The sequence below is a fragment of the Streptomyces sp. NPDC059255 genome, assembly GCF_042752355.1.
Lineage (GTDB): Bacteria > Actinomycetota > Actinomycetes > Streptomycetales > Streptomycetaceae > Streptomyces.
The window spans coordinates 75,119-82,044 of record NZ_JBHYZP010000044.1; the positions used below are offsets into that span (position 1 = coordinate 75,119).

5 protein-coding genes are annotated in these 6,926 nt (G+C 69.2%); all 5 read left to right on the plus strand.

Annotated elements, in window-relative coordinates; all coding sequences use genetic code 11:
- Positions 1 to 179 precede the first annotated feature (179 nt).
- The 5 genes from ACFXKG_RS35715 (at position 180) to tap (ending at position 6,918) form a co-directional block, all read left to right on the plus strand.
- The gene (locus ACFXKG_RS35715) at positions 180 to 974 is read left to right on the plus strand and encodes an enhanced serine sensitivity protein SseB C-terminal domain-containing protein (protein WP_384847971.1); all 795 of its coding nucleotides are present in this window, start codon (positions 180 to 182) and stop codon (positions 972 to 974) included.
- A gap of 359 nt (positions 975 to 1,333) precedes the next feature.
- Positions 1,334 to 2,332 carry an ABC transporter permease gene (locus ACFXKG_RS35720; RefSeq protein WP_384847974.1) on the plus strand — a complete coding sequence of 333 codons (999 nt, stop codon included), beginning with the start codon at positions 1,334 to 1,336 and terminating at the stop codon, positions 2,330 to 2,332.
- Positions 2,333 to 2,374: 42 nt separating this feature from the next.
- Positions 2,375 to 4,135, plus strand: coding sequence for an ABC transporter substrate-binding protein (locus tag ACFXKG_RS35725; protein ID WP_384847977.1), 1,761 nt, complete (start codon positions 2,375 to 2,377; stop codon positions 4,133 to 4,135).
- A gap of 245 nt (positions 4,136 to 4,380) precedes the next feature.
- Positions 4,381 to 4,554 carry a hypothetical protein gene (locus tag ACFXKG_RS35730; RefSeq protein WP_384847980.1) on the plus strand — a complete coding sequence of 58 codons (174 nt, stop codon included), beginning with the start codon at positions 4,381 to 4,383 and terminating at the stop codon, positions 4,552 to 4,554.
- Positions 4,555 to 4,665: 111 nt separating this feature from the next.
- Positions 4,666 to 6,918, plus strand: coding sequence for a telomere-associated protein Tap (gene tap, locus ACFXKG_RS35735; RefSeq protein WP_384847983.1), 2,253 nt, complete (start codon positions 4,666 to 4,668; stop codon positions 6,916 to 6,918).
- The last annotated feature ends 8 nt before the right edge of the window (positions 6,919 to 6,926 follow it).

Genomic DNA, 6,926 nt, shown 5'->3' on the forward strand with positions numbered 1-6,926 from the left:
TGCGGCACGCGCACCCGCCGTCAAGTCGGTGTCAGGCCAGCCGCCTAAGCTGGTTTGATGGCTGGACCGGCGCACCGCCCGTGCGGCGGGCGCCCCCTGCGGACCGCGGGTCACGGGGCACCCCGGGTGGCGCCGGGGGAGCGGGACGAATGGTGGATCTAAGAGGGGCGGGACCCAGAGTGAGCGCGTCAGGCACCGCGGCGGCCGGGCAGGTCGAGCACATGCTGCGCCAGGTGACGCCGGGACGGTACGACGCGTACGAGGCGCTGCTCCAGGCCCTCGCCGACGACAGCGTCTGGATGCTGCTCTGGCACGGCAGGGCCGGTTCGCCCGACGCCCAGTACGGCAACATGGAGGTCGACGGCCTGGGTTACGCGCCCTGCGTCACCTCCGCCCACGAGCTGTCCGCCAGCGGCTGGACCCGCGCGCACGAAGTGGTCTCCGGCCGCGACATCGCCCGCGCCCTCTATCCGGACCGCTGGGGGATCTGGCTCAATCCGCACGCCCCCGGCGGCGGCCTCGGCATTCCGTGGCTGGATCTGCGCCGGATCGCCACCGGCCTCGACCGGATGCCCGCGGGCCCGCTGCGGCTCTCCGAGCCCGCCATCCAACTCCCGCAGTTCTACGCCCTGCTCACCCAGAACGCGCACCGCACCCCCGCCGTCCGGTCGTTGCGCCGGGCCTGGGTGCAGCCCGCGCTGGGCGCCCCGTACCTGGCGATCGGGCTCGACCTGTACGACACGAGCCCGGCCTCCGTGGACTCCGTACGCGCGATGATGCGTCAGTCGATCGGCGCCGTCCCCGACGGGCTGCCCGTCTCCACGGTCGCGATGTCCGACGAGTACGACCCGGTCACGATGTGGCTGCGGGTCAACTCCCGCCCGTTCTACGACCGGGAGGCGCACGCGGCGCACGCGGCGCCCGTCCAGTCCTCCGGTTACGGCTATCCGCCCCCCGCCTCTCGCGCATACTGAACCCGCCACGGGGGAGACAACAAGTGGGTCAAACATGCCCGTTCTGGTGGAATCTGACGGGTTGATGACCGATGTCGTCCGCTGAGGCGTCAGAGGTGTCCGTATAACGGTAACCCTCTGATCGCATCACGGTTGAGCAACCATTCCCCGATGGGACTGGCATGTGATCGCGATAGGGCTGAAGACTCCCTCCAGCAGGTGGCATCGGCACGTATGTGCGACAGATGTGTGGGCGACGCGCTGACAGAAGCAGATCTCCCGAACCGGGGGGACCACCGTGCGACATCAACGAAGCGAACGAGCCGCTACAGCGGCGGTCACAGGCCGGCCACCGTCGGCCGAGAGGGGTCTCCAGCGCAATGACGGCACCTATCGAGACCACCGGTCCGGCGGCGAAAGCGCAGCCGGAAGCGGTGCTGGAAGGCGCCGGGGGCAAGCAGATCGAGGGCCGCTCGCTCGGCCGGATCGCATGGACGCGGTTCAAACGGGACAAGGTCGCCATGGCGGGCGGCGTCATCGTGATCCTGCTGGTCCTTGTCGCCGCACTCTCCAAGCCGATCCAGTCGGTCTTCGGCCTTGACCCCAACGCCTTCAACCAGGACCTCGTCGACCCCGTGCTGCTCGCGCCCAAGGGCAGCTTCGGCGGCATGAGCTGGGACCACCCGCTGGGTGTCGAACCGCAGACGGGCCGGGACATCCTGGCCCGCATCATCGAGGGCTCCTGGGTCTCCCTGGTCGTCGCGGCCGGGTCCACGCTGCTCTCCGTCGTCATCGGTGTCGTGATGGGCGTCGTCGCCGGCTTCTACGGCGGCTGGGTCGACAGCGCCATCAGCCGCCTGATGGACACCTTCCTCGCCTTCCCGCTGCTCCTCTTCGCGATCTCCATCTCCGCGTCGCTCCAGGGCAAGGTGTTCGGGCTCGAAGGGCTCTCGCTGCGCATCGCCGTACTCATCTTCGTGATCGGCTTCTTCAGCTGGCCGTACATCGGCCGCATCGTGCGCGCGCAGACGCTCAGCCTGCGCGAGCGGGAGTTCGTGGAGGCGGCCAGATCGCTCGGCGCGCGCGGCCCGTTCATCCTCTTCCGGGAGCTGCTGCCCAACCTGATCGCGCCGATCCTCGTCTACTCGACGCTGCTGATCCCCACCAACATCCTCTTCGAGGCTTCCCTGAGCTTCCTCGGCGTCGGTATCGCCCCGCCGCAGTCCTCATGGGGCGGCATGCTGTCCACCGCGGTCGACCTGTACCAGGTCGACCCGATGTTCATGATCATTCCTGGCATGGCGATCTTCATCACCGTGCTCGCCTTCAATCTGCTGGGGGACGGTCTGCGTGACGCACTCGACCCCCGTGGCAAGTAATCGCGGCCCGGCCGCACCATCGATCGAGGGGGCTTTCCTCAGGTGAACAGCAGAAAGACAGCATCGGCCATAGCCGTCACGCTGGCGTTGGCGCTCGGTGCGACCGCCTGCGGCAGCGGTGACAGCAAGGACAAGGACGGCGATGGGGGCGGCAGCGCGAAGGCCGATGCCGGACTGAGCAGCATCGTCAACGCCAGCACCAAGAAGGGGGGCACGGTCACCTACGAGCACTCCAGTGGCGCGGACTCCCTGGACCCGGGCAACACGTACTACGGCTGGGTGCAGAACTTCTCCCGCCTGTACGCCCGTTCGCTGGTGACGTTCAAGCCGGCCGCCGGCAAGGAGGGCCTCACGGTCGTCCCCGACCTGGCGACCTCTCTCGGCAAGGCCAGCCCGGACGCCAAGACCTGGACGTACACGCTCCGTAAGGGCGTCAAGTTCCAGGACGGCACCGAGATCACCTCGGCCGACGTCAAGTACGCCGTCGAGCGCTCCAACTTCGCGCCCGAGGCCATCTCCAACGGCCCGACGTACTTCAAGGCGTACCTGGACGGTGGCGACAAGTACAAGGGTCCGTACAAGGACAAGTCGCCCGAGGGTCTCAAGTCCATCGAGACGCCGGACAAGTACACGATCACCTTCAAGCTGAACAAGCCGTTCGCGGACATGGACTACCTGGCCGCGTTCTCGCAGACGGCCCCGGTCCCGCAGAAGGCCGACACGGGCGCCGAGTACGTCCAGAAGATCGTCTCCTCGGGCCCGTACAAGTTCGACTCGTACAGCGAGAGCCGCGGCGCGACGTTCTCCCGGAACCCCGAGTGGGACCCGGCGACGGACCCGATCCGCAAGGCGCTGCCCGACAAGATCGAGCTGAAGTTCAACGTCAACGCCTCCACGGTCGACGAGCACCTGCTCAGCGACTCGATCACCGCGGACATCGCCGGCACCGGCCTCCAGTCGAAGACGCAGCCGAAGGTGCTCGTCAAGCCGGCCGAGAAGGCCCGGACGGACAACCCCTACGCGGGCGCGCTCCAGTACCTGGCGATGAACGTCAACGTGAAGCCGTTCGACAACATCGAGTGCCGCAAGGCCGTGCAGTACGCGGTGAACAAGGCCGGAGTGGTCGACTCCATCGGTGGTGCGGTCAAGGGTGACCCCGCCACCACGATGATCCCGCCGTCGGTCGCCGGGTACAAGAAGTTCGACCTGTACCCGACCCCGGGCAACAAGGGCGACGCGGCCAAGGCCAAGGAACTCCTCACCAAGTGCGGTCAGCCGAACGGCTTCAAGACCTCGCTGACGGCGCGTTCCGACCGTCCCGACGAGGTCCTGGCCGCCACGCAGATCCAGCAGAGCCTGAAGGCGATCGGTATCGACGCCGACATCAAGCAGTTCCCGGCGGACAAGTACTTCACGGACTTCGCGGGCTCCCCGAAGTGGGTCCACGACAACAAGGCCGGTCTGATGATGATGGCCTGGGGTGCCGACTGGCCCACCGGCTACGGCTTCCTCGACTCGATCGTGAACGGCGCGGCCATCAAGCCGTCCGGTGGCACGAACCTGATGGAGCTGAACGACCCGAAGATCAACAAGGCGCTGACCGACGGCATCGGCACCCTCGACGTCAACGAGCGCGGTGAGAAGTGGGCCGAGGTCGACAAGCTGGTCCTGGAGAACGCGTCGGCCGTTCCGCTCTTCTACCGCAAGAACCTGCTGTACCGCCCGGACTCGGCGACCAACGTCACCGTCGCCGAGTCGTACCTCGGCATGTACGACTACGTGCTGATGGGCTCTTCCAAGTAGGTCCCCGGGACCCGCGGGCCAATAGGTCCGCGGTCTCCTCGGAGCACGTTCGGTAACACATTCAGTAACACCTGTTACATCAATCAGCACCCCCCGAAAGGCAGGTGAAGGTGTCGGGGGGGTGGGGGGGCCCCCCCCCCCCCCGGGGCCCACGCCCCCACGCGCAGCTCCTCCGGACCCACCCCCGACACACGAACCGGCCCGGCAGGGCTGACTTCGCCATGCCCACCGCCAAGGAGCATCACGTGAACGGCCAACCTCACCCGCCCGCCGCCCGCCGGCCCTTCCCCGTCCGCCTGCTGCGATGGCTCAGCGCCCGCCGCCGGGTCGCCGCCGGACACATGCTCCGCGGCGCCAGCTACGGCATCGGCACCGGGATCACCGGCCTCCTGGCCTTCTGGGCACAGAAATACATCTGACCCGACCCGTCCCTTCAGAGAACCCCAGAGCGCAAAACGAACGCCATTCGTACGCTATTCGTACGCGCTTCGTGCGATCCATGGGGTAGGATGTGGAGCAGGAGGTGTTCCATGTCTGAGTTGTTCGACGCGGTCGACGCGCTGGTCGCGTCCCGTTCCCCGCTTCCGCCGCCGGCGGAGCGCAAGCGGCTGCGTGCCGCGCACGGCTTGACGATCGACGAGGTGGCGGGCGCGCTGAAGGTGCGGCGGGCCACGGTGTCCGGCTGGGAGGCCGGGAAGACCGAGCCCCGCCCGCCGGAACGGGAGGCGTACGCGCGGCTGCTGGACAAGCTCGCGGAGCTCTACCCGGCCCCGGACAGCGCGGCCGTCCCCGTGCAGAACGCTGCGGTGCCGGCCACATTCGCCGGTACACCCGCCCCGGCGGAAGCACATTCTCTGTCCACAGGCCCGGCGTCCGAGGCTGCGGTCATGACTGCATCCGAGAACACCCAGACCAACCCCGCCCCCACCCCTGCCCCGGCGGCCGCGCCGCGTCCGGCACGCACCACCAGGCCGGCGTCGTCGACGTCGCGTCGCCCGGGGGCGAAGAAGGCGGCCCCGGCCGGAACCCCGGCGGGCGGCGTCGACCCGCGGTTCGAGAACGGGCCGCTGGCGGTCGTGGACGTCGAGGACGGGAAGGTCGTGGCGTACGGCGTCGGCGGCCTGGTCCTGGACGTGCCCGCCAAGTCCCTGCCGTCCCTGGTGGACTGGACGCTCCAGCACGCGAAGCTGGGGCAGCCGAAGCTGTCCGGCCCGGGACGGCCCGCCGACCCGCTGCTCGTGCTCACCGAGACAGCGTGCGAGCGCTACGGCCTCCCGGTCTCGCTCTCGGAGGAGGAGAAGGACGCCGGTCGGATCCCGGAGGGCCACAAGGTCGTCAAGCAGCTGGTGCGCGCGGAGTGGAAGCTGACCAAGCGCGGGTTCGGGCCGTGGGCGCGGATCTACCGTCCGGCCAAGGGCTCCGACCGCCAGTGCGTGCAGCTGTGCATCCCGTCGTGGAACGCGCTGGACCCCCGGTTCTGGGGCGACGCCGCGCAGCTTGCGCCGGCGGAACTCGCCCGCGTCCTGGGCGTGTACGCCTCGCGCGTCATGACGCCGCGCGGCTCCACCGCCGTCACCAGTCTGGAGCTGATGACCGCCCTGCACCCGCCGACGCACGCCGTGCGCGATGAGGAGACCGGCGTCCTGCGGCAGGCCGAGACCAAGACGCCCGGGTCGCTGGGCGCGGACCCGGTGGACTGCGCGCCCTGCGAGGCCCCGGACGGGCACCCGGTGCTCAACGCGCTGGATCTGCCTCGCTTCCACGTGCGCGGCCCGGCGGAGAAGCTGTTCGAGGAGGCGTACGACTGGGCGCGGCCGATGACCGATGCCGAGTGCACCCTGCGCTACCTGGTCGGCCTGGACGTGAACATGGCCTTCGGCGCCGGAGCGAACGGATTGAACGTCGGCCTCGGGGAGCCGACGCACGTCAAGAACCCGGTGTTCGACCCGAAGCTGCCCGGCTCGTGGCTGGTCGACCTGTCCCACGTCGACCTGTCGAAGGTGAAGGTCGGCAAGGAGTGGGTGGAGCTGGACGGCAGCCTGTTGCCCTCCCCGTTCACGCCGAAGGGTGACCGCCCCACGGGGCCGGCCTGGTACGCGACACCCACCGTCGCCTACGCCCAGGAGCTCGGCTACGACGTCACGCCGACCGAGGCGTGGGTCCGGTACGAGAACGGCCGCTACCTGGACGGCTGGTACAGCCGGTTGCGTGACGCCTACCTCGCCACGATGGCCGACCTCGGTGTCGACGCCGACCTGTCGCCGGCCGACTTCCTCGCCGCGATGGACGGCTACAAGGAGCGCGACCCGGAGCTGACGATCGCCGTCACGGCGATCAAGGCGACGGTCAAGGGCGGCATCGGCAAGCTCCGCGAGCGCCCGCGCGGTGAGGGCTGGCGGCCGGGCGAGCGGTGGCGGGCCCTGGAGCGCCCGACGTGGCGGCCGGACATCCGGGCGGCGGTCATCTCCCGCACCCGGATCAACCTCCACCGGAAGATCGTCAAGCACGCGTCGTTCACCGGGCAGTACCCGATCGCGATCCTGTCCGACTGCGTCGTCTACGCCGCGAACGGGCCCTCGCCGCTGGACTTCCTGCCCTACCGGGAGGGCAAGCCGCTGCCCGGCGGCTTCAAGCTCGGCATCAACCCCGGCCTGGTCAAGCACGAGGGCACCCAGTCCGTCCTGTGGGGCGAGGAAGTCCGCGAGCGGTTCAACGCCCCGGAGCTCAACCTCGCCCGGTCCATCAAGGACGGCACCGTCACCGACGTCGACAACGGAGAGTAGGAGAAGGC

What these genes read in the sequence shown, in the direction of transcription:
- tap (WP_384847983.1), top strand. Translation starts at nt 4,666, where the DNA reads ATGTCTGAGTTGTTCGACGCGGTCGACGCGCTGGTCGCGTCCCGTTCC.
- ACFXKG_RS35720 (WP_384847974.1), top strand. Translation starts at nt 1,334, where the DNA reads ATGACGGCACCTATCGAGACCACCGGTCCGGCGGCGAAAGCGCAGCCG.